At 48.5% G+C, this 22,022-nt stretch carries 24 protein-coding genes; 12 read left to right on the top strand and 12 right to left on the bottom strand.

The annotated features are described in order from the left end of the window. Positions 1-23 precede the first annotated feature (23 nt). From gpM to VP504_RS10365, 3 genes are read right to left on the bottom strand one after another with little or no spacing between them, the layout of a single operon-like run. On the bottom strand, positions 24-740 hold the full coding sequence (gene gpM, locus VP504_RS10375) for a phage terminase small subunit (RefSeq protein WP_325891099.1): 717 nt from the start codon (positions 738-740) through the stop codon (positions 24-26). A gap of 2 nt (positions 741-742) precedes the next feature. Then, positions 743-1,744, bottom strand: a complete 1,002-nt coding sequence (locus VP504_RS10370; protein WP_325891098.1) for a phage major capsid protein, P2 family — start codon at positions 1,742-1,744, stop codon at positions 743-745. Further along, on the bottom strand, positions 1,745-2,644 hold the full coding sequence (locus VP504_RS10365; RefSeq protein WP_325891097.1) for a GPO family capsid scaffolding protein: 900 nt from the start codon (positions 2,642-2,644) through the stop codon (positions 1,745-1,747). It lies immediately after the preceding gene. Between the two features lie 176 nt (positions 2,645-2,820). On the opposite strand from VP504_RS10365, the gene VP504_RS10360 reads away from it, so the two are divergent. From VP504_RS10360 to VP504_RS25605, 4 genes are all read left to right on the top strand, one after another. Next, the gene (locus VP504_RS10360) at positions 2,821-4,581 is read left to right on the top strand and encodes a terminase large subunit domain-containing protein (RefSeq protein ID WP_325891096.1); all 1,761 of its coding nucleotides are present in this window, start codon (positions 2,821-2,823) and stop codon (positions 4,579-4,581) included. Positions 4,582-4,583: 2 nt separating this feature from the next. Then, positions 4,584-5,597: a phage portal protein gene (locus tag VP504_RS10355; protein WP_325891095.1), complete on the top strand. Its 1,014-nt coding sequence runs from the start codon at positions 4,584-4,586 to the stop codon at positions 5,595-5,597. A gap of 128 nt (positions 5,598-5,725) precedes the next feature. Then, positions 5,726-6,817: a GTP pyrophosphokinase gene (locus VP504_RS10350; RefSeq protein ID WP_325891094.1), complete on the top strand. Its 1,092-nt coding sequence runs from the start codon at positions 5,726-5,728 to the stop codon at positions 6,815-6,817. 170 nt (positions 6,818-6,987) lie between these two features. Next, positions 6,988-7,419: an ogr/Delta-like zinc finger family protein gene (locus tag VP504_RS25605; protein WP_442788874.1), complete on the top strand. Its 432-nt coding sequence runs from the start codon at positions 6,988-6,990 to the stop codon at positions 7,417-7,419. A gap of 15 nt (positions 7,420-7,434) precedes the next feature. Here VP504_RS25605 and VP504_RS10335 read toward each other — a convergent pair whose 3' ends face one another. Then, entirely contained in the window at positions 7,435-7,629 is a 195-nt protein-coding gene (locus VP504_RS10335) for a hypothetical protein (protein ID WP_325891093.1), read from the bottom strand. A gap of 272 nt (positions 7,630-7,901) precedes the next feature. On the opposite strand from VP504_RS10335, the gene VP504_RS10330 reads away from it, so the two are divergent. From VP504_RS10330 to VP504_RS10320, 3 genes are all read left to right on the top strand, one after another. Next, positions 7,902-8,183 (top strand): hypothetical protein, encoded by a 282-nt coding sequence (locus VP504_RS10330; protein ID WP_325891092.1) that lies wholly within the window; start codon positions 7,902-7,904, stop codon positions 8,181-8,183. A 350-nt stretch (positions 8,184-8,533) separates the two neighbouring features. Continuing rightward, positions 8,534-10,111 carry a hypothetical protein gene (locus tag VP504_RS10325; protein ID WP_325891091.1) on the top strand — a complete coding sequence of 526 codons (1,578 nt, stop codon included), beginning with the start codon at positions 8,534-8,536 and terminating at the stop codon, positions 10,109-10,111. Between the two features lie 260 nt (positions 10,112-10,371). Further along, positions 10,372-10,989, top strand: a complete 618-nt coding sequence (locus tag VP504_RS10320) for an outer membrane beta-barrel protein (RefSeq protein WP_325891090.1) — start codon at positions 10,372-10,374, stop codon at positions 10,987-10,989. Between the two features lie 70 nt (positions 10,990-11,059). On the opposite strand, the gene VP504_RS10315 is transcribed toward VP504_RS10320, so the two are convergent. Both VP504_RS10315 and VP504_RS10310 read right to left on the bottom strand, forming a co-directional pair. Further along, positions 11,060-13,786, bottom strand: a complete 2,727-nt coding sequence (locus VP504_RS10315) for a replication endonuclease (RefSeq protein WP_325891089.1) — start codon at positions 13,784-13,786, stop codon at positions 11,060-11,062. Next, positions 13,783-14,013, bottom strand: a complete 231-nt coding sequence (locus VP504_RS10310) for a hypothetical protein (RefSeq protein WP_325891088.1) — start codon at positions 14,011-14,013, stop codon at positions 13,783-13,785. Before VP504_RS10310 ends, VP504_RS10315 begins: the two co-directional genes overlap by 4 nt. Positions 14,014-14,189: 176 nt before the next feature. Between VP504_RS10310 and VP504_RS10305 the strand changes: the two genes are divergently transcribed. Further along, positions 14,190-14,459, top strand: a complete 270-nt coding sequence (locus VP504_RS10305) for a hypothetical protein (protein WP_325891087.1) — start codon at positions 14,190-14,192, stop codon at positions 14,457-14,459. A gap of 141 nt (positions 14,460-14,600) precedes the next feature. On the opposite strand, the gene VP504_RS10300 is transcribed toward VP504_RS10305, so the two are convergent. From VP504_RS10300 to VP504_RS10285, 4 genes are all read right to left on the bottom strand, one after another. Continuing rightward, a complete protein-coding gene (locus VP504_RS10300; RefSeq protein ID WP_325891086.1) occupies positions 14,601-14,888 on the bottom strand; it encodes a hypothetical protein in 288 nt (95 codons plus the stop codon). A gap of 63 nt (positions 14,889-14,951) precedes the next feature. After that, positions 14,952-15,323, bottom strand: a complete 372-nt coding sequence (locus VP504_RS10295; RefSeq protein ID WP_325891085.1) for a hypothetical protein — start codon at positions 15,321-15,323, stop codon at positions 14,952-14,954. A gap of 12 nt (positions 15,324-15,335) precedes the next feature. Further along, entirely contained in the window at positions 15,336-15,878 is a 543-nt protein-coding gene (locus VP504_RS10290; protein WP_325891084.1) for a phage regulatory CII family protein, read from the bottom strand. Between the two features lie 110 nt (positions 15,879-15,988). Next, positions 15,989-16,189, bottom strand: coding sequence for a hypothetical protein (locus tag VP504_RS10285; RefSeq protein ID WP_325891083.1), 201 nt, complete (start codon positions 16,187-16,189; stop codon positions 15,989-15,991). Positions 16,190-16,394: 205 nt separating this feature from the next. Here VP504_RS10285 and VP504_RS10280 point away from each other — a divergent pair, with 205 nt between their 5' ends. From VP504_RS10280 to hemE, 3 genes are all read left to right on the top strand, one after another. Continuing rightward, entirely contained in the window at positions 16,395-16,997 is a 603-nt protein-coding gene (locus VP504_RS10280; RefSeq protein WP_325891082.1) for a helix-turn-helix domain-containing protein, read from the top strand. Positions 16,998-17,007: 10 nt separating this feature from the next. Next, positions 17,008-18,045, top strand: coding sequence for a phage integrase (locus tag VP504_RS10275; RefSeq protein WP_325891081.1), 1,038 nt, complete (start codon positions 17,008-17,010; stop codon positions 18,043-18,045). Between the two features lie 375 nt (positions 18,046-18,420). Then, positions 18,421-19,485, top strand: coding sequence for a uroporphyrinogen decarboxylase (hemE, locus tag VP504_RS10270; RefSeq protein WP_325891080.1), 1,065 nt, complete (start codon positions 18,421-18,423; stop codon positions 19,483-19,485). Positions 19,486-19,851: 366 nt separating this feature from the next. Here the strand turns inward: hemE and VP504_RS10265 are convergent, their stop codons facing one another. Then, positions 19,852-20,436 carry a uracil-DNA glycosylase family protein gene (locus tag VP504_RS10265; protein ID WP_325891079.1) on the bottom strand — a complete coding sequence of 195 codons (585 nt, stop codon included), beginning with the start codon at positions 20,434-20,436 and terminating at the stop codon, positions 19,852-19,854. After that, a complete protein-coding gene (locus VP504_RS10260) occupies positions 20,436-21,341 on the bottom strand; it encodes a D-2-hydroxyacid dehydrogenase (RefSeq protein ID WP_325891077.1) in 906 nt (301 codons plus the stop codon). The genes VP504_RS10265 and VP504_RS10260 overlap by 1 nt, the downstream gene beginning before the upstream one ends. Before the next feature lie 93 nt (positions 21,342-21,434). Here VP504_RS10260 and VP504_RS10255 point away from each other — a divergent pair, with 93 nt between their 5' ends. Next, on the top strand, positions 21,435-22,022 hold the full coding sequence (locus VP504_RS10255) for a YjaG family protein (protein WP_325891076.1): 588 nt from the start codon (positions 21,435-21,437) through the stop codon (positions 22,020-22,022).

The raw sequence follows: 22,022 nt of genomic DNA, 5'->3' as shown, positions 1-22,022 counted from the left end.
CGCCAGCCGAAGCACGCGGGGGGTCAGGAGTCGGTTTCCGCCGTCAGCGCATTGATGCGTGCCGGAATACGGTTTTTAATTAAGTCAGTGACGCCGATTTTGTCGTAACACTCATGCGCCTCGGTCAGCAGGGCCAGCGCTTCTTTGAGCCTTTCCACGTCGCCAATGGCGGTGACATTGGGCTTACCGGTGTCATCGCGCAGTTGTTGCAGCCCTGCCAGCTTGTACCACTTGGCCACCACTTTTTCGTGCAGGCGCCAGTGGTGGCGGACCTGCTCAAACACCATCGAGAAATAGGGCTCAATGCTGTCACCTTTCTCTGCCTGCGAATGCGCCCAGTCATACACGCTGTCGGCACAAAAGGTCGGCCAGTCACGCTTGATGTGGGACGGCGACGGCAAGCCTTTTTCAATCGCCACAAAGCACCATTCAATGAAGGTGTTGATTTCCCCCACATCAAACAGCCAGAGCACCACGTGGGTGAATACCGGGTTATCGTGCACGTCGTCCGCATTCAAAAAGGCGTCGGCCATCGGGCGGTATTTCGGGATAAGCACCGTGCGCTTGTGCGCGATTTTGTCCGCAATGGCGTTAAAACTTTTCAGGGTCGCTTTGTCGGCTTCAAGCTCCATCAGGGGCAGCGTCAGCGCTGCCGGTGATGACGCATAGGCTGTCGGCGACGCCTTGAGCAGTGTGTTCGCGATCAGCGCATCACGCTGTCGTCTCAACGGGCTGGCCATGCTCAGTCCCCCGCCACGCTGACGGCTTCAATGGCCGCAAATTTGTCGAAGTTGCCCACGCCATACCCTTCCATGCGAAGGAAGGAGTTTTCGTGTTGTTTGCGGTCTTCCTCGTTGCGTGACTTACGCCATTGCGTGCCGCGCTGGGTGAGAATTTGCAGGTTTTTTGGGGTGGTCACCCATAGCGCATTTTTGGGGAAAAACGGCGGGGTGTAGGCCTTTTTGCCGTCAATGGTGGTAGCCAATGACTGCGCGGCTTTGTGCTCGGTCGGGGTATCGGCCGCACTCAATAAACGGTGCTGCTCGGCGGAGACCAAATCACGGCCCACTAACACCACCAAATCGGTGTCTTCCTGAAACACTTCATGAATGGTGGTGCTCACCAAGTCATTGACCAGCGCATCCAAGTTTTTGTAGCTGTCTTGCGCCTGCCCTTTGGGATCTAAAAGGGCATCAGCCAACACTTGGGCGGCGGCTTTCTCTTTGACGATTTGCAGCCAGCCTTTGTTGACGTCTTGCCCGAGTGGGTTGGTGTCAGGGTTGGTGGTCTCAGCCACGGTTTTGCCGTGAAAGCCAATGCGCAACATGTCGAGGGCAAAGTTCCGGGTGGCGGCGTTGTTCATCAATTTAATGAATTCGCCGCTACTGCCTGAATTGGCCCATTGGGTCATGGTTTGCCATTTGATGACTGCGCACGAATCGGTTTCGACCAACTCGTAAGTGTTGCCATCGTGGCTCAGGCCCGCACGGAAACGGCCATCTTTCACACGGCCGGTTAACAGGCCGCCGGTGCCCACATCAATCACCTGTCCTTTGATTTGGTCCACGGTGCTGTGGGTGATCATGCTCAGGAAGGCCACCGAATGAAGGATCGCCTGGCGAAGTTTGGTTTCAATCACTGGCGTAATGGAAAACTGCCGGGAAGGATCGGTGGTGCCGTAAGATTGCATCAGCGCGTTGTCATAATCGGCCAGATACTGCAATGCGGTTTGGTTCAAGCTCATTTAAAGCGCCTCCACCGTTGATGATTCTGCACCCTCACCGGCTGGGCGTTGCCCCGGCGCTTCTTCAGAAAGTGCTTTAAATTGCGTGTTCAAACCGTCGATTTTTTCCGTCAGCGGTTTGAGCGCATCGGCCAGTGCCGAGCTGAATTGCTCAACCGTTGGCGCGGTTTGATTGTTGTCGCCATTGTCGCCGTCGGGCTGGGTGTCTTCGCCTTCGGGCGGGGCGGAAAACGTTTGCTCGATAGCGTCCAGGCGCGCGTTGAACGGTGCTAGCGCACTTTGCAGTGCGGCCGTCAGTTGTTCTTCGGTCACGTCGGTGTCCTCGGGTGGTGGTGTGGTGTCAGTCGGGAGTTCGCTGAACTGCGGCAAATACCTGGCAATGCCTGCCGCCAGCGTTTTAAAGAAGCCGTCGGTGTCGTTCTGCTCTGCGTCAGTATCCAGGAACAAAAGCGGCTCCAACTGGCTGTACTCGTGTTCGCAGTTTTCGTCGCCCATGGAGAACTTCAGGCGGGTGGTGCCGGCGCTTGCCGGGGAGTCGGTCACCGCGAGACCCATCAGGTAGCACTTGCCTGTTCCGCGATAGTTCAATTTCGGTTCGATAGAGGTAAAGAGTTTCTGGCCGTCTTTGTTGGCCTCAATGAGGTACTGATTCGCGGTAATTTTGGCAAGCAGGCGCAGTTTTCCGCCTCTCTTTTCTGCTTTCAGTTCATCCACGGTTCCCCAGTTCTTCCCCTTAAAGGGTGAAAATTGAGAGCGGAAATGCTCCGGCCAAATCATTGCCTCGTATTCGTCTACCGAGTAGCTTTCCGCCATGTCTTTAATCCATGACGGGGTAATGGTGCGACCGTCTACGGTGGCGCCTGCCGTTGCAATGATGACCCAGCCAGATTGCTTGCTCATGCGGTTGTGTTTCCCTGCCGTGAATGTCAAATGCGTTCGAATTGATGGGAAAGTTACTGCGTTAATGGCGGGCTTTCATCTGGTTCCATTCCTGAAAATTCGGATATGACCGAAATCCGAATTCAGCCGAATTTTGGCAGGCGTAGGTGTACGTACACATTGCGTAAACTGCGCCCATGGCTTACTCACCTGAAATCAGAGAAGCGGCAAAACGCCTTTATTTGCGACGCCACACGCCGCAGGACATTGCCGATGAATTGACGCTGCCAAACACCCGCATTGTTTACCACTGGGCGGATAAATACGGCTGGCGTGATTTGCTGCGCGAAGAAGAAGTGGACGACGCGATTGGGCGTCGTATTGTGCTGCTGACGGACAAAGACGAAAAAAGCCCTGCCCAGCTAAAAGAACTCGACATGCTGATTGAAAAGCATGTGAAGCTGAAAAGGCAGCGCCAGCAGGCTGCCATGCCGTCCGGGGGCGAAAGCCACAGCGGCCAAAAGGCCACAGAGCGCAGTCACACCCCGAAAAAGAAGAAAGGCAGGAAGGTCAAAAATGATGTGAGCGGGCTGACCGCTGACGCCTTTAACGCCCTCCATGCGAGTTTCTTCGATTACCAGATCCTGATGCGTGAAAACCTGCACCGGCGCACCCGAAACATTCTTAAATCCCGCCAGATTGGTGCGACCTACTACTTTGCCTGTGAAGCGCTGGAAGATGCGATCCTCACCGGCGATAACCAGGTGTTCCTGTCTGCCTCCCGTGCCCAGGCTGAAATCTTCCGGCGCTACATCATCAATATTGCGCGTGAGTTCCTCGGCATCGAGTTGTCCGGGAACCCCATCGTGCTGAGTAATGGCGCCGAGCTTCGCTTTTGCTCGACCAACAGCAGTACCTCTCAGGGCTTTCATGGCCATGTCTACATTGATGAATACTTTTGGATCCCCAAGTTTGATGTGCTGAACAAACTGGCGTCCGCGATGGCGACGCATAAAAAGTGGCGTAAGACCTACTTTTCGACGCCCTCCAGCAAGGCGCACCAGGCTTACCCCTTCTGGACCGGTGACAGCTGGCGCAAGGGAAAAGCCCACCGTGAATCGGTGTCTTTTCCTTCCTTTGAGGATTTCCGACACGGTGGAGCACTCTGCCCGGACAGGCAATGGCGTCTTGTCGTGACCATCGAAGATGCGCAGCAAGGGGGCTGCGACCTCTTTGATATTGAGGAGCTGCGCGACGAATACAGCGCGTCGGATTTTTCCAACCTCTTCATGTGTGTGTTTGTCGACGATAACGCCTCGGTGTTCCAGTTCCATAAGCTCGAACGGGCCATGGTGGACACCAGCCACTGGAAGGATGTCACCCCCGATACGGCGAGACCTTATGCCAACCAGGAAGTGTGGCTGGGCTATGACCCAAGCCGGACCCGCGACAACGCCTGCCTCGTGGTGGTGGCGCCACCAAAAACCCATGCTGAGTTGTTCCGGGTGCTGGAAAAGCACTATTGGAAAGGGCTCAACTTCCAGTACCAGGCCAGCCAGATTGATGATGCGTTCCAGCGCTTCAACGTGACCTATATCGGCATCGATACCACCGGCATCGGGGCGGGTGTATGGGATTTGGTGAGCGCCAATCACCCGCGTGAGGCGCACGCCATTCACTACAGCAACGAAAACAAAAACCGTCTGGTGCTGAAAATGATTGATGTGATTGACGCGGGCCGCGTGCAGTGGGATGCCGAACACAAAGACATTGCCATGGCCTTTATGGCCATCAAACGCGTGCCAAGCAGCAGCGGCAACATGATGACATTTAAGGCCGAGCGCAGCGACACCACCGGGCATGCTGATGCGTTCTGGGCGATAGCGCATGCCCTGATTAATGAGCCGCTGAATACGGCGGACGCCGAACGAACCTCCACTTATGCATTTGGGCGATAACGATGACTGCACCTTTCCCCGTAACCGAAGAACACGCCGCCCCGGCCAGTGTGTACAGTCTGGATACCGGTTTTGAAACCGTGGACGCCAGCAGTTGGCTAACCAATTACAGTGAACTCTTTTACAACGACACCGAAGATTACTGGGAGCCCCCCATCAACCCCGAAGGGCTGGCACAACTGGCCCACGCCAACGCCTATCACGGCAGCTTGTTGATCGCGCGCTCGAATTATGTGGCAAGCCGATTTACAGGCGGTGGGAACATGCGCCGTAATCACTTCCAGCGCTTTGCCCGAGACTACACCCAGTTTGGCCATGGCGCCCTTTTGAAACTGCGTGACCGACTGGGACGCGTGATTGGATTGTTTCCGCTTCCGTCGATGTACCTTCGAAAACGAAAGAATGGTGATTTTTGGCTGTTAGAGCGTGATGATCAAAAGCGGCTGTACAAAGCCAAAGACGTGATTTGGCTGGCGCAGTATGACCCGAAACAGCAAGTGTATGGCGTACCTGATTATGTGGGGGGCTTGCAAAGTTCACTGCTTAACAAAGACGCCACCCTGTTCCGCCGCCGTTACTACAAAAACGGCGCCCATATGGGGTTTATCTTCTACTCCACCGACCCCCGTCTCAGCAGTAAAGACGAGGAGATGCTCAAAGAGAAAATTGCCAGCTCAAAAGGCGTGGGCAACTTTCGGTCGATGTTTATCAATATCCCGAACGGGCATGAAAAAGGCATACAACTTATCCCGGTTGGGGATATCGCCACCCGCGATGAATTCGACAGCATTAAGAACATCACCGCACAGGACATTCTGGTGAGTCACCGCTTCCCACCGGGGAAAGGGGGCATTGTGCCTACCAACACCGCAGGTTTTGGCGACCCTGAAAAAGTGGGACGCGAATATCTCAGAGACGAGATCATCCCTGTATGCGAAATCATGATGGATGAGATAAATAGTGATGCAGAAATAAAAAAAATAAAAGATTTTTCGATAGGGTTCACATTTGAATAGGATTTTTAAGTTGTTTACAATCAATATCAGATTAATCACCCTGTAGAGGCTTCTCACCAAAAAAGATGCAGACTTACTAAACTTAATATAGAGTATACAGCTCATATCACTACCAAAGCATATATTAAATGACTAAAGCTTCAAATGAAAAAAGTCAAAAAGACATCGATATGTGGATTGATGAAATAGTTCCAAAACATGAGTCTCTCACAAAGCATGTTATCAATATTATTGAGAACTTATTAAAAGAAAATAAAATTGACCACCTTGCGGTAACAGGACGAACAAAGGACAAAGAAAGCATTAAAGAGAAAATAAAGAGAAAATCATATAATAATCCAGAAAAACAATTAACAGATCTTTCCGGAATAAGAGTAATTATGTACTTCGAATCCGATATAACAAGAGTATCTAAGATAATTAGAGAATCCTTCCAAGTAGATATAGAAAACAGTTCATCGAAACAAGAACTTTTAGCCACTGATCAAATTGGATATCGTTCTATACACTATGTATGTGATTTAGGTGAACAAAGAGTAAAATTACCTGAATTTAAAAGCCTTAAAGGCCTAAAATTTGAGTTTCAGGTTAGAACAGTACTTCAACATGCTTGGGCGGAACTTGCTCACGACCGAAACTATAAATTTAGCGGAAAACTACCCAGAGCAATAGAGCGTAAGCTTTATCTCTATGCTGGAATGTTAGAAATTGCAGATAAGGGCTTTGATGAATTGGCTTCAAGTATCGAAGAATACAGATTAGAATCTAATAAAAACACAGAAAAAGGAGAGTTGAATATTGAGCTAAACTCAATTACTCTCTCTAACTTTTTGAGTAATTATAAAAAATCTATAGACTTTTATATATCTGATTTCTATAACGAGAAAATGGATGTTGAACTACTAAAAGAACTTAACGATTTTGGTATAAATACACTTCAGGGTTTACAATCAATCATACCTGATAATTATGAAAAATTCATGCTGGAGTTAGATTTGTCAACTACAACATATGGTATGATTAGAGATTGGATGCTTATTAGTGACTATGTGAAACTCAAAGAGAAATCAAACCCCATTTGGGAGTTGGAATTAGAGAGTAGAGAAAGTTTAATATTTCAAAAATACTTAAGCAAAGATAAGATGAAGGAATTATTTTCTCTTTATGATTCAGATTCAGATGATGATGAAATTTCTCTTCATGTAGAAACCTTATTCTAAATAAAGAATAACCTTCAAAGCACTATCAGGATGAGCTTGGCAAGTTTAGTTTAAGTGGGGTTAAATATTAAACTTTCATAGTAACCATACTTCCAGATATGGAATGAGGCCACTAACTGGTAGATTTTAGTTTGTTTTCATTGGATCTTAATATAGTTAGGAAGGTATATATGCGTCTAAATTGCTCATGTGGATCGCAAGCTGTGGTTAGTAGAAGTGAACCAGAACATACTGATAAAACACTACTTTACTGTTCATGTAAGAAGCCTGAGTGTGGGCACTCATTTGTCACAAGCTTAGGCTTTAAACACTCCCTGAGTTTACCAAGCAGTAAACCTTTGGGGGCTTCAGTCAAGGGAGCCCGGATTTTTTGCGGGTGCGGTAGCAAAGCTATCATCCAGAAAACTAACCGCCTTTCGATCAATGTGAGCGACATTTACTGCCACTGCTCTGGCTGCGGCCACCGCTTTGTGATGTACCGGGCTTACGCATACACGCTTTCACCTTCCGCACTCACCACCAACGAATTGGCGGTGGCGCTCATCCGGTCAATCCCACCGTCGGCGAGACGCGAGCTAAAACAGCAACTTTCGCTTTTCTAACTTCACGTTGAGGCGTTAGACGTTTGTTTCCTCTGGCCCGTCAAAGTCTTCACTATTGATATTGAGAAAATCGCTTTCTCTCTCATCAAAATCGATCAACAAAATCAGATATGCCAACACAACGACATCCTCATGGATAGGGTCGCCGTCGGTATGTTCATAAAACCTGTCTTTAACCCACTGCTTTGAAAGTTCATGTAATAACGCCATAGTCAGTCACCTTCCATCTGATTCGTTGATTACTGTTTTTTATTTTTTACCTATCGAAATGCACTCTGGTGCATTTGTAATATTCTTCATTTTTTATGTCTCGTTAATGGGATTTAATGGCTATATTGAGAATGAGGAATTGAGCTGTCATATGTGGCCGATTAGCAGTATTTGTGAGTCAGATTAGTCTCTTTTTCCACATGAAAAATATAAATATTCTTAGGTATGAGATGGACCCGATTGTTGTATATTTGAAAGCAGTAAGACGTCAAATGGGGTATACGCAACAACAGGTGGCCGCGTTCTGTCCTGAATTGTCTTTGAAGACATTGGGACGGATTGAATCGGGTGAAACCTCGATGACGATGAAGCATTTAAGACAGTTGATGGACTGTTACAAGTTGACGCTGGCGGATGTGGCGGACGGCGAACGACAACAACGGCGTTTAGTCACTGAAGATGTACGGGCCGCTATCTGCAAATTGCCAGAAAGGTATTATTCGACATTTATTTCCCTGATTGAGCTGATCGCCAAAGAGAAAGCAGAGCGATAGAGACGGCTACTAGTCCCCTTAAATTTTAATATCTGACAATGTGCATTCGAGGACAAACTTAGTCGCGTTTTCAGTATCTTCGCCCAGATTCTTCAAAATATTAGCCGTGATACCCCACCGTTTCTGCCATTTGGCATCTATTCCACAGTTAGTCTGTAATCCGCACTAGTGTTCAGAGGCTCCAAACGCCTCTTTTCTCTTTCATCACACAATAAGCCTGATGTACTTCGCTTGATATTTATCGAGGTCAAAGTCTCATCAAAAGAAAGTGCTGAAGCAATTTAATGGTATAGCATGCCCAATAAAGAGTACTAGCCAGCCTTACCACTTATATAAAAGGAGACTCATCCATGACTGACAGGGTCGTACTCAAAGGCGAAGACGCCAAAGCCCTCTGGAAGAAAGGTAAAGACGAGTGGAATAAATGGGTGGCAGACAACCCTGATGCCGATATCGATTTTTCCAATGTGTCATTTGGCGATGATGATGTGACGGAATGGATAGATGAATTTGAAAACCAAAGAAAGGGATTCAACTTTAAAGGATTTCATTTTCCAAGCGGAGAAGTAAACTTTAATCGCGCCGAGTTCGGCGACAGGGACGTAAGTTTTTTTGAGGCCAAGTTCGGCAAAGGGGAGGTAAGCTTTCGTGAGGCCAAGTTCGGCAAAGGGGAGGTAAGCTTTCGTGAGGCCAAGTTCGGCGACGGGGAAGTAGACTTTAGTTTTGCCAAGTTCGGCGAAGGGGACGTAAGCTTTATTGGAGCCGATTTCGGCAAAGGGAACGTAAGTTTTACTGGGGTCGGGTTCGGCGACGGGAAAGTAGGCTTTTATTATGCCGAGTTCGGCGACGGGAAAGTAGACTTTAGTTTTGCCAAGTTCGGCGAAGGGGAAGTAGTCTTTGTTGATGCCAAGTTCGGCGACGGGGACGTAAACTTTCATAGGGCCGAGTTCGGCGACGGGGAAGTAGGCTTTGTTAGGGCCAAGTTCGGCAAAGGGGAAGTATCCTTTTGGGAGGCCGAGTTCGGCGACGGGGACGTACACTTTTGGGAGACCAAGTTCGGCGACGGGGAAGTAGCCTTTGATGATGCCAAGTTCGGCGACGGGGACGTATACTTTTGGGAGGCCAAGTTCGGCGACGGGAAAGTAAGCTTTAGTAGTGTCGAGTTCGGCAAAGGGGACGTTAGCTTTTATCGGGCCGAGTTTGCTGGCAGTAAAGTCGATTTCAACCTTGCAAAGTTTCAGGGTGATACGCAATTTGAAGCCGTTGAGCTCAGCCCTGAGTGCAAGACGTTTTCGTTCAAAAAAGCCTCGTTCGATGGCCCTTTTAGTCTGTCTTTCGCTGATGAAAATCAAGATATTGCCGAAGTCAATTGTGTCCCTGATCTTATCAATACCAAAACCAGTCACCATGTCGATATTTCATTTCTCAAGTGCCGACCCAAAGGCGTCCGCTCCCGAGATCCTAATGAATCCAGAGATATGCAGGATCTACCAAGACTCACGAGATTGAAAGAGCTGGCAGAAGCGAATAAAGATCATGAGTCAGCACTTAGATTCCATGCTGATGAAATGCGTATAAAGCGGAAACAATGGGATGTTTCAAGTTGGTTTTTTGATTGGCTCAGCGAATACGGACAGTCTATTCAGCGACCGGCTTTACTGCTGCTCTCGATGATGATGGGCTTATTTTGGCTGACCTTTTTCTTTTCGTCGCATCCGTGGGGTTGTATGCCCTGGAGGGACGTCATCACCCTGACAATCAGTAAAACACTACCGTTTATCGGTGGTATCGTCATCGAAGGAAGGGCCGCGTCCGCTGCTCTCGAAATGAGTGACGGTTACGCGCCGTTATCGGCCTTGTTCAGCTTGGGGAGTTTTGTTGCGCTCTTTTTAATCGGTCTTGGCCTGCGCAACCGATTCAGGGTTTGACAGTCATACCCGACCCCAGAAGAACACACCAAGAACAGAGTTAAATCAGCGGCCATTCTTCGTCATCCCAGTAAGTTGGCGGGATACGTGAGAGGTCAGGTTGGGGCGATTGAATTGAATGTGGGTCGTTCAAACTTCATTGTCAGTGCTCGATTCAACCCTAAGATATATAAAATCAGAATGTATTGAAAAGAAGACACTCTCACCAAGGTGAGACATGCTTAAATTCGTTTTTTACAAAGGCGAAAAGGAATTTAATCATGAAAATGTTCGCACCAATAATTCTTCTAAGCACATTACCTTTTTCTGTTTTAGCTGAAGAGAATGTTACAGCTGAAAAGTATAAGGGGTTTTATGCGGGTGTTGAGTTAATGTCGACAGACTATGCATACAAAGATGATACGGTCTCTTCCGACTTATCTAGGGAAACAGGATACGCTTTAAATGTTGGTTATTTATATCCAGTAAACGACAATTTTTACTTAGCTGGAGAATTATCATATGCAGACTTTGGCACTTCTAACGTGCAAGCAAGCGAGTTTTTCAAGGACAACAGTCTTTCCGGTAGCATTGAATTTTACACTACAGCATTTATTTTTAACTTAAAACCGACATACTATTTTGGCCACTCAGACTTTTCCCTTGCAGGTGTAATAGGCTTTGGTTCTTACAACACATTTTTGAACCTAAGAAACGAACCGCGATTTATTTTTGCAGAGGAAACTGAAAGTGCGTTCAGCTATGGGTTAGAAGCAAACTATGGACTGACAGAGAACGTAAGTCTGACAGCTAGTTATATGACAACTAGCATCGAATATGTTGGCAATACCGACGTAGATCTGGACGCCATATCATTTGGGCTGAATTACCACTTTTAAATCCACCTAACATCATGAATATTACCGCATGAATATGTGCACTCTTCATGCGGCTCTTTATCCTTTCCCATTAAATCAGCGGCCATTCGATATCGTCCCAGTAGGTTGGAGGGATTCGTGAAAGGTCGGGTTGGGTGTTTTTGTGTCGCTCCGGTGGTATTTTGTCCGGTTTTCCGAAGTTGAGGAAGTCGGCCACGGCGTTGTCGAACGCTTGCATGTCTTGTTGAAGGCATCGGTCGTCAATGTCTATGAGCTGTGGGGGGCGCTCTATGGTGATATAGTGGCCTGTGTCATCTAATACCATTTCGGTAACCTGGCGTATTTTGATGCTGCTCCCCCCGCCAACGCTGACGCGAGAGCCTTTCAGTAATGCGCTTAACGCATCTTCACCAATATCAAATGGCTTCGTAATACCTTCGCAGACGGGGTGCGTACAGTTATTGACAGAACTCCGAGAGGCGGCAGAGCCGCCATAAAGAGCAAGAGCCTCCGCTGTTTCGTCTGACTTTTTGCGGATTTCCCACACCCTGGTGCGCGTTTTTATGTGCTCACCTTCGGCGATAAAGCCAATGATTTTTGATACGGCGTAACCATAGACAGAGCCAAACGGCGTCACTTCATAATCGTTGCGGATTTGCAGTTCATCGCGTGTTACAAACGGGCCACCTTGCCCCATGACGTAGCCTTTCCAGTCACCTTGGTCTGCGGCTTTCAGTGTTTCCGTTACGCCTTTGCTGTCTGTATTTGGAATGTAGGTATTCATCAGACGGGCAAACAGGTCTTTGGTGTTTATCTTCAGGTGCTTCACGGCCACTTCATTCAGGCGCGGGCCAACAAAGCTTTGTGAATAGCTTTCTTCCAACAACTTGATCAGGTCGCTGCGTTCTTGTTGCGCCAGGTAGTTGCCGAACTCCATTTTGTTGGCGTTGGCATAGCGTCGAAGTTCGCGGTAAGTGGTAACAGGCGCACCACCAATGAATTGAAACTGGCGGATGTTCCATCGAGCTTTCCATGCCGTAACGGCTTTTGCCATGTCTTTGACGTCTTTGCCTGTTTCTTCATCTTTCTCGCCTTCCATCGCATAACCATCGATGTTCTTGGAAATGTATTTGGCGATGTAGCCGGTTGCGCTGCCTTTTTCTGGGTCGATGAATTTCACGTCACATCTGGCTGAGTAATCTATGTTGTGATCGGTCAGTTCTGGCGTATCGGTGAATGGATATGGCATGACGCCTCTGGGGACCTCCACCTTTGGGCGCAGATTTGCCACGCCTTTTAATTTGCTGGTAAAGCGGTGGTCTAGCATTTTTGGTACGGTGAAATGGCTGTTTGGCTCTACCTGTGGCATTGGCACGCCAGCATATTGCACTGGATAAAAGAGGCGCTTTTGGGTGAACAGTTCGTGCCTATCCTCTCGAATGGCATATTCGATAAACACCTTGGTGATGCGGAAAACGTTTTCCGGCTTTGTCCATAACAACAGGTGCCAGTGGGGTGTACCATCGTGGTGTGGCTCCGCAGTGCGCACGCCAAACCAACGGATGTCAGCGCGTGCTAATGCTGCGCGGATTTTCGCCCAGGTACGGTTCAAGTAATGCTGTGCATCACGAGGGCTTGAGCCACTCCAATGTGGAATGAACCCCCCTTTTTTGTAGGTGTTGTGATAGCGGCTTGGCGCCGTCAGGGTTAGGAACAAGCCAGTCAAACCGAAGTGGTTAGCAATATCTTCACAGCCGCGTGTACGCACCATGAGCTCCATACGACGAATGGCAGGGTTTGCCACTGACTTCAGCACCATGTCTTTTAGCGAGACGGTTTCTTCGGTTTCGGCGTCGAACAGCTCTCTACTGTCGATGGCTTCCCAGTTGCGTTTGCGCTGTTCTTCATATTCATACTGGCAATCACGTGAGCAATAGGGACTGGCGTTTTTGCTGACTTGACCCATGGCAATAGCGAGGTGTTCACGCATGAATTTTCGGGATTTTTTCAGGCGGCCTTCCCACCACTTTTTGTCAGAGGTTGCCACCAAGGCGCATTCGTAATCTTCAACCGTTGGGCGCTTTTTGGTGAGTTGTGGCTTGATGCCTAGACTTTCCACGAACTTTGCCAACACTTCATAGGCTTGTTTAGCCACTTCTTTGTGCTGGGTACCTGATGGTAGTGCGTCGACTTCGGCCAGCATTTTTTCTTGGCACACATATGCCATTTGGAAGGCCATTTCTTTGATTTCTTCACGGTCGAGTTCGCACAGCAGCTTTTCACGCTGTGGTTTTGGTTTAGCGGTGTCGAAATCAAACGGCAGGCGCTCTTGCTGTGGGCCTGTAAACAGTTTTACCTGAGCGGAGTGCCTGTCCGCTTCGTTAAGTTTGTCGGCATATTCACCTGCCAGTACCGCCACTTTTTTCAGGGTGGGCAGTTTGCGGTAGCGATTCATCACCAAACGAATGCGGCGCTGCAGCTCACCGCCCATTCGTTTGACTACAAATTCGTTTGCTGCCCTGCGGCCTTTACTGTTGAAGATACTGATGTATTTATTGGCAAAGTAGCGAACCAGGTAATCTGGCAAATCAGCGAAGTAAGGTTTTCGCCAGTCGTGGTCATCTGGGTTTACTTCGTAAAGTTTGCGCTCGGTGACGCTCATTGCCTCCGGTTCAATGGCGTGCTTTTCCGGTGGCAGGGCAAGGCCGGAAACCTGTTGCGCAGGCAAAGCACCAGTAGCCCATAGTTGGGCCAGCTTTTCTGCTTCGTATGCGGCGGCGGTTCCCGGAATCGCCAGTGGGGTTGCAGGGCGGGTCATACTGTGGCGAACTCCTGCGCATCAACCACCATGAAACCACCTTTGTTTTGGCCTTTGAGGATCACGTTATTCACGGCTTTCACGCAGCCAAGCTGCACCATTGCCTGTTGAATCGCCGTGTCTTTGGAGTCGAATTCACCCAGTTGGATGTTCATCACTTCGGCGGTGTCATTGTCGCGAACAATTGCGCCGTCGTTGTTGAGGAATATGGCGAGGAAATTGATCATGCTGCTTGCTCCTGAATCATTGAGCGGGCGCTATTGGCCTGAACCAATACGCGGGCCATGGTTGGTGGTACTGAATTGCCAACGCAGCAACCATGTCGTTTCTCGAATAAAACCTGTTTGTCTCTTTTGGTTTTTTGCAAAAATTAGGGCGTTACTTTTAATCTCTTGGAGGAAACATGAAGACCAACCGAGTTGATAATCACGAACCTTTGGATATTGACGAGAAACTAACTACTTGGATTTCTCGCCAACCTGAAAACCCTTATGGCGGCCCCGAATACCGCGTTGGCATTCTTAACAATCAGGGGCAGGTTTATCGTTCCATTTCGGTCGAGGGCTTGGGTGACTACGTGGGCCTTGACCAGAACCTAAAAAAATTTGGCCTTGCTGAAACTAAGACGCAGCGAGGATTTGATGCGCTTTTTCACTCAGAGAAAAACGCTTAACGTCTTCTTCAATGGCCTCAAAGTTGTGCGGTTCCAGCTCTGCCTTTCTTGCTGCTACACCCAAACAAGAGCCCAGTTTTTCTAGGGCTCCTTGTTGAGGGAAAAACGTCTGAATCCATTTCTGCACTTGTTTTGTCGTATTCATAACTCTGCAATCTCCTGCAGTTTCTTTAGGTCTGCTAACTTCTCGATCAAGCGGTCTTCCATCGCTAGGATGGTTTCAGCGGTGAAGGGTTTACCATCGCTCGAATCCAGGTAAATGATGGATTCAGTTTGCGCGTCCAAAATCTCAACCGTTGCGGTCTTGCAACTTGACGACACGTGCACATCAACCAGAAAGCGGCGGGGCTGATGCTGTGCTGACTCTGCGCTTAACCAAATCAGTCCATCTATCGCGCTTTTTAGGTCTTTCACTCGGTTTTCTTTCATGATGTCTGCCTCTATTTACGGATAAAAAAAGGGCCCACGAAGGGCCAAGGGTGGTGGCTAGCGTTATCTAAAATCTGAGGGAAGGGTTCTTTCGATGTGACCTATGGCGTTGTTAAAGCGGCGAATGACGCTTGAAAACTCATTCAATCCACGCCGCACTTTTTCACGTGTTAGATCGTCGAGGTTTTTGAAGTTCGTATCTCGAAGGTTGTGGTCGGCGCCACCTGCCAACAGAATCAGCGCACGTTGTTTGGCGGCGAGGCCGTTGTAAACGAGTTCGATTTGGCTTTGCTTGTGGCCTTTAGTGAATAGTGCTTTTGCAGCGGAAATGCTATCTGCCGCTGGGCGAGTGTCTGCGTTGGCGGCTTGCTCAATCATTGCACGTACTTGGCTTAGGTTGTGCGGCTGACTGGTTAGTGCAATTGCGTTACTCATGGGTCGGACTCCTTATGCGATGCCGGGCAGGGGGAAGCCCGCTGCAACATCTACACTCATGGCGAGAAGCGGCTGAATCCCTGCGGTTTTGGTTTCGATGGTGTTGATCACAGAAACAAAGTTGCGAATACCTGCACTCGCAATGTTTCTTATGCGGTCACGCTCGGTGCGCGGTAGGCGGCTGCCGTTGGCGTTTTGCAGAACGACTTGCGCCAACTCGCCAGAAAACTGGCTGGCTTTCAGTGCTTGAATTGCCAGTGTGGTTTCTTTGTCGGAGCCATTTAGGGGCGCACCAACCATGTTGACGCTCTGCAAAACACCATCAATCAACTCGGTGTGGCCAGAGCGGTTGGTGATTTCAATAAGTTGTTTAACTGTGAGGTTTGCGTTTGTGGTGTTTGGGTTGAGGCGATTTCGCAAGGTGCCATCGCTCAAACCCATTTCACGTTCCAACCCACTAGTTAAACGCAGCTTGGAAAACGCAATACAAGCAGCATTCCATCCGCTGTATTCGTTCTTGGGTAAACCGGATATTTGATTAATTTGCACCATCATAAATACTCAATAGAGTGCGTAAGGCAAAAAGATGACTGTAAATCCGAAGACTCTGTACCACAGAGGTAGGTTGTTGAATTTCAGCCTTTCATTTGAGTTGTTAGCTGGTGTCATGCGGCTTGCTCTGCAGCACGGCGAGCCATTGCCACCATGTTCACCAACACAGAACCGCCAGCGACTTCTTTGCCTTCCACAATGATTTCGCCTTTGTTTTTCTTGCGGTCAAATGTGGAAGAAGACATGCCACTGCGGCGCAGGTATTCGGCTTTAGTAACGTAGGGGGCATCGATTGCTATTTGAATTGAAGTCATCGTGTTATTCTCCAAGGTTGTTTTGATTGCTTATGAATGATCTTGAGGCGTAATGGGTGCTCTCGTGTCATTAGAATTGATGCTAGATCGCATTAGCGAACTAGGTCAAGTTAATAAATAAGTCAAAAGCGAACCATGGGCTTATTGAAGTCCAATTTGTGACATTGATCATTTTTTTGTTCTGTATTGACTGCGTGGAGGAAGCGTGGGTAGGTTAAAAGCGAAAATACCACCCTTTGATTATCTCAGAGGGAAAGATATCGTAGATAAATTGAAAGAAGTGTCGGGCGTGGACATCGATCTTCAACTTGCCGATGTATACGGTGTTCCTAAAGGTACTATTGGTACTTGGAAGCAAAGAGACCTTGTCCCGTACGAACTAGTTATCAGAGCTTGCATAGCAACCGGTGCAAACATTGAATATTTGGCGCTTGGTAAAGGAGAGTCTTTCTCACTGAAATCTGAGTACTCACCTTCTGAGATTCTCAGTGCTAAACGAATTAGTAGCGGCAAGATCGAAGAAATGAAGTCTGTTTCTTTGGATAGGGCTTTTCTCACTGAAGGGCTAACACGTGAAAATTGTTTCGCTTTGTTCTCTGAAGAAGCCACTTATTTGATCAATTCTTCCGAGACTTCACCAATATCAGGCTTTTACCTCATTGATGTTGATGGTGTGTTTTCCATCAATAAAGTTCGCCGTCTTCCTGGCAAAAAGTTATCTGTTGATTTTGATGGATCTTTGGTTGATGTAGGTGAAGATGATATCAAGGTGATTGGCCGTGTTGCGATGAGTATGGCGAAAGCTTAGTGAGGCTGGAGTGTCTGTCCGAAAGCTAAAAGACGGCAACTCTAAACCGTGGTTGTGTGAGGTTTACATCCACGGTGCCGGCGGTAAGCGGGTGCGCAAGCGCTTTGCCACAAAAGGTGAAGCGGTGGCGTTTGAACGCTACACGTTGAAAGAGGTGGACACCAAACCTTGGCTTGGCGAAAAGCCGGAACTTCGCACGCTGCATGATTTGGCGGCGTTGTGGTTTCGGCTTCACGGTCAGCACTTAACCAGCGGCGAAAACAGCTTTCGCCGCCTGTGTTTTGCCATTGAAGAAATGGGCAATCCGGTTGCGAAGAATTTCACGGCGAAAGATTACCTACACTGGCGTTCTGAACGGGTGAACCGTTATGCCGCGCAGCATGGCAAAGACAAACAAGCCGCTGCAGCAACACATAACGTTGACCTGGCACTAATGAAAGGGGTGTTTAATTTCCTGATTGGTGCGGATGAATGGCACTTCCCAAACCCATTGGCGAGTGTGAAGAAACTGGCAAGTGACCAAGCCGAAATGACTTATCTCACTGAAGATGAAATCCGGCAACTACTTGGCAGTTTTGAAAAGGCGACTTATAAAGCCTCTTATCTTTTGGTGTGCAAGTTGTGCATGGCAACCGGCGCACGTATTTCCGAGATTGAGAACTTAACCCGATCACAGGTTTCGCAGTTCAAACTCACGTTCACGAAAACCAAAACCAAACAAAACCGAACGGTACCAATCAGCGAAGATTTGTATTTAGAGCTGATTCGATACGACGAAGAATACGGCCTGCCTGTTCAGCCAGTGCGCAAAATGCTGGAAAAGCGGTTGGCTAAATTGTTCCCACGTTTACCGGACGGCCAGAAGACTCACGTTTTCCGCCACACCTTCGCCAGCCACTTCATGCAGCATGGCGGCGACATCCTCACCCTTCAGCGTATTTTGGGCCATGCGAATATCCAAATGACCATGAAATATGCGCACTTTTCCCCCGATCACTTGCAACAGGCGGTTTCGCTTAACCCAATAGCCAGGCTGAATAACATCTGATTAACGCGCTACAAACCGCGCCGAAAAAGTGGCGGTAAAAATGGCGGTAAAAATGGCGAGCATTGACGATCATTGGCGTTTATTGATTTTTGGCCTGTTTTTTGCTGATTAGCATCACCCCAGTAAATACGCGGTAAGGCCAGTGTTTTCGCAGGATAAAAAAAACCCGCCGTAGGGAGGCGGGTGTAAGATGCGATTATGGGTAGTGTCTGTCAGACATTTTGTTATTTGTGCAATTATTTAACATGTCATTAAAGATCCGGCAAATATACCGTATCACTAGAGACGATATTTATGATCGTCTCCACAAAGGGTGTCTTTTGTTGTACCCCGAGGGTGTTACAATACGGTCACCAAACTTGCAGGATGTAGACAATGACAGAACTAAAGAATGACCGTTACTTGCGTGCGCTGTTAAAGGAACCGGTGGATTACACGCCGGTATGGATGATGCGTCAGGCTGGCCGCTATCTGCCTGAGTACAAGGCAACCCGCGCGGAAGCTGGCGACTTTATGTCATTGTGTAAAAATGCAGAGCTGGCGTGTGAAGTGACCCTTCAGCCGCTGCGCCGCTACGATCTGGATGCGGCTATCCTGTTCTCCGATATTCTGACCATTCCAGATGCGATGGGTCTAGGCCTTTACTTCGAGACTGGCGAAGGTCCGAAATTCGAGCGCCCAATCACCTGTAAAGCTGACGTAGAAAAAATCGGTCTGCCAGATCCAGAAGGTGAACTGCAATATGTGATGAATGCCGTTCGCACTATCCGCAAAGGTCTGGAAGGTAAAGTGCCGCTGATTGGTTTCTCTGGCAGCCCATGGACATTGGCGACTTATATGGTTGAAGGCGGCAGCTCAAAAGCTTTCACCACAATCAAAAAGATGATGTACGCCGAGCCACAAACCCTTCACCTGCTGCTGGATAAGCTGGCAGACAGCGTGATTGAGTACCTGAACGCGCAAATCAAAGCGGGTGCACAGTCAGTAATGGTCTTTGATACATGGGGCGGCGTGCTGACCCCGCGTGATTACAACGACTTCTCGCTGCAATACATGCACAAGATTGTTGATGGCCTGATCCGTGAAAACGATGGCCGTCGCGTACCAGTCACCCTGTTCACTAAAAACGGTGGGATGTGGCTTGAGAAAATTGCGGCAACAGGCTGTGATGGTGTGGGTCTGGACTGGACCATTGATATGGCTGACGCCAAACGCCGCATCGGTGACAAAGTGGCGCTGCAAGGCAACATGGACCCATCCATGCTTTACGCATCACCAGAGCGTATTCGTCAGGAAGTGGCGACGATTCTGGAAGGTTTCGGCAACGGCACTGGCCATGTGTTCAACCTGGGTCACGGCATTCACTTGGATGTGCCGCCTGAAAATGCAGGTGTGTTTGTGGATGCGGTACACGAGCTTTCCAAGCCTTACCACAAGTAACACAGTATACGTTTATTAAGGCCAGCAGATGCTGGCCTTTTTCGTTTTTGCCGTCCTGTACAGGGTTCGTCGAAAATTTTTCTAATAAAACTACACATAATATTTATTTCATTTAAAAACATATAATTAGCTTGATCGCTCTTTCGTTGCAAAAATGGCGTACAGGTTAAAGCTGTTTGACTTTTAAAATGCTGATCAAATTATTGAGGAACGAAATTTCTTCGTTATTTTAGCGAAATCGTACAAATCAGGTTCACCAGAGAAATTCCTCATAAAGCTGTACACGCCAATTAATGAATTAAAAATCATGCAATTAAATGTTGATGGCTGTTTGATATCATTTGGAGTTCAGAAAAAAGCTGATTGTCATAAGAAAAGCTGATCAATACGTTTTCTCAAGATGGGCAGGATCTCCACTTCAAACCACGGATTTTTCCTCAGCCACAGATTATTGCGGGGAGAGGGGTGGGGTAGCGCGATAAAATCCGGTGACCAGTTAGCGTTGGCTTTCACCGTTTCAGTCAGGGTTTTAGGTTTCCCTTCCAGATAATAGCGCTGTGCATAATCGCCAATCAGCAGGGTCAGTTCCACATTGGGAAGGTGGGACTTAATCGCAGCGTGCCACTTGGGTGCGCACTCGGGTCTTGGCGGCAGATCGCCGGAATTGCCGCGCCCCGGATAGCAAAACCCCATCGGCATAATGGCGACCTGAGCAGGGTCATAGAATCTTTCTTTATCCATCTGAAGCCATTCACGCAGCCGATCACCGCTGGGGTCATTCCACGGAATTCCCGTATCATGCACGCGGGTTCCCGGTGCCTGACCGATAATGAGTAACCTTACTGAAGACTCAGCCTGCACCACAGGACGCGGCCCCAATGGTAAATGGGCTTCGCAGTGGCGGCACTCTTGCACCTCTTTCAACAAGATTTCCAACGGCTTGTCTGTCATCAATACCCCAACGAGAAGTCCATCTGGTAGCTCAATGGCTCGCCATTTAGCCAGCGTGTGTAGTTTTCGACGAAAATACCAAACACTTGCTCCGGGAAGCTCTCGGCTGAGATATGAGGCGTGACCGTAATGGAAGGATGCGTCCAAAACGGATGCTCAGGTGCGAGCGGCTCTTTGCTGAATACATCCAACACCGCATGCTGGATGTTTCCGCCTTCGATAGCTTCGAGGAGCCCTTCTTCTTCCAGCACAGGTCCGCGGCCAACGTTAAACAGAATGGCTTGTTTGCAAGTAGACAGTGTAACCCGGTTGAGTAAGCCTTTGGTTTCCGGTGTGGAAGGCAATACTGAGACAATTACATCTGCTTTGGAAAAAGCGTGTGTTATGTTGGCGTTGGTGATGATCTTATCGAACCCTTCTACGGGTTTTCCGGAGCGGCTCACACCAATCACCTGCATCCCAAAATGACGTGCGGTCTTAGCAACATGCGCACCAATCGAGCCTGTCCCAAGTATCACCATACATTTTCCGGCCAGACCCTGATAAGGAACTGGTGACCATTTGCTTTCCTGCTGTGCATCGCGGTAATGGGCAAAATGGCGGGTTAATGTCAGAAGCTGACCGATAACATACTCCGACATCAAGGGGCCGAAAACCCCACGCACATTGGTAAGCTGATAGTCGCTTTTGGGCTTGGTCAACAGGGCATCACAACCCGCAAAGGTCGACTGCAACCACTGAAGGTTCTCTGCCTTTTCAAGCTTCGGCGCGAATTTAGGTGGGTCGGCGAGGATGATGTTGGCTTTGCTAATATCTTCGGTGATTTGAAGATCAGGCAGTGCGGCGTCTTCCAATAACGCCAGATAACGTTTTTGTTGGGCTGAGCAAAGATAAAGATGGTTCAAATCTGTTCCTTTTGCTATTGCAGTATATAAAGTACACTTGCGCGGAAATCCTATCCGGCATTACACGTCGGCAATCACTGTAGACGGCAGACCATGTTACAGAATCCGATCCAGCTGCGACTCGAAAAACTCGACTCATGGCAGCATATCACTTTTATGGCAGCGCTGGTGGAGCGCATGTATCCCAACTATGCGGCATTTTGCCAACAGACTGAGTTTGCGGAGCCTCAGGCTTTCCGCCAGCTTTTGGATGCAGTATGGGAAGTGCTGACGGTTAAGAACGCCAAAATCAACTTTGAGCGTCAACTGGAGAAGTTGGAAGAGCTGATCCCGACCACGGAAGAATTCGATATTTATCTGGTTTACCCAGCGATTGATGCCTGTGTGTCGATGTCGACGCTGATCCACACGTTACTGGACCGCGACCTGTTGCTGGAATCTGTACTGAAAGTTAGTCAGCAATCAGTGGCAAGTGTGACGCAGCTTGAAGAAGCGCAAACCGGCGTTGAAGTGACGAACGAGAACCAGAAAGAAATGGAATCTGTCTGTGCCGAGTGGGACATGCAGTGGACGATCTTCCGTGCACTGAAAGAAGCAGAAGAGCGTGATGTTGAGATGATTCGCGGCATTCGCAATGAACTGCGTGAAGAAGGCGTGAGCAACCTCGGTTTATCACTCTAA

It is taken from the genome of Grimontia sp. NTOU-MAR1, from assembly GCF_035758505.1.
Classification (GTDB): domain Bacteria; phylum Pseudomonadota; class Gammaproteobacteria; order Enterobacterales; family Vibrionaceae; genus Enterovibrio; species Enterovibrio marinus.
This window is presented reverse-complemented; position numbering and strand designations above follow the sequence as displayed.